The organism is Oleiphilus sp. HI0043, assembly GCF_001634935.1.
In genome coordinates this window covers 1-918 of the sequence record NZ_LWEY01000019.1, presented here as the reverse complement: position 1 = coordinate 918, position 918 = coordinate 1, and the positions used below count along the sequence as shown (strand labels likewise).

1 protein-coding gene is annotated in these 918 nt (G+C 45.3%); it reads left to right on the top strand.

Annotated elements, in window-relative coordinates; all coding sequences use genetic code 11:
• A partial coding sequence (gene thrS / locus A3729_RS00830; RefSeq protein ID WP_068632974.1) for a threonine--tRNA ligase occupies positions 1–918 on the top strand: 918 nt, incomplete at both ends.

The following is a 918-nucleotide window of genomic DNA, read 5'->3' as shown; positions in this document are numbered from 1 at the left end:
ATTTCTGGCGCGTACTGGCGTGGCGATTCTGACAACAAAATGTTGCAGCGTATCTACGGTACAGCTTGGGCAGATAAGAAGCAGCTAAAGCAATATTTGAATCGCTTACAAGAAGCCGAAAAGCGAGACCATCGTAAAATAGGTAAGAAGTTAGACTTATTCCACATGCAGGATGAGGCGCCAGGTATGGTCTTCTGGCATGACAAGGGGTGGAGTATCTACCAGACTATCGAAAACTACATGCGTACCAAGCAGCGCAAGTATGGTTATAAAGAAATTAAGACGCCTCAAGTGGTTGAGCGTACGCTATGGGAGAAGTCGGGCCACTGGGATAAATTTAGTGAGCAGATGTTTACTACTCACTCAGAGAACGCAGACTTTGCAATCAAGCCGATGAACTGCCCATGCCACGTTCAGGTATTTAATCAAGGCTTGAAGAGTTATAAGGAGTTGCCCTTACGTCTTGCCGAGTTTGGTTCTTGCCATAGAAATGAAGCATCTGGCGCTTTGCACGGTATTATGCGAGTGCGTGGTTTTGTTCAGGATGATGCGCATATTTTCTGTGCTGAAGAGCAGATTCAGGAAGAAGTATCTTCCTTTATCGATATGTTGCACGAAGTTTATCAAGATTTTGGCTTTAGCGAGATTCTTTACAAGCTATCTACGCGACCAGAGAAACGCGTTGGTTCAGATGAGGTTTGGGATAAGTCCGAAGCAGCCTTAGCAGAATCTCTGGACGCTAAAGGCTTGAAGTGGGATTTATTGCCTGGTGAGGGAGCGTTTTACGGCCCTAAGATTGAATTCTCTTTGAAGGATTGTTTAGGCCGAGTATGGCAGTGTGGAACGATTCAAGTAGACTTTTCGATGCCGGGTCGACTAGACGCCCAATATGTAAGTGATCATCAGGAACGTAAAACT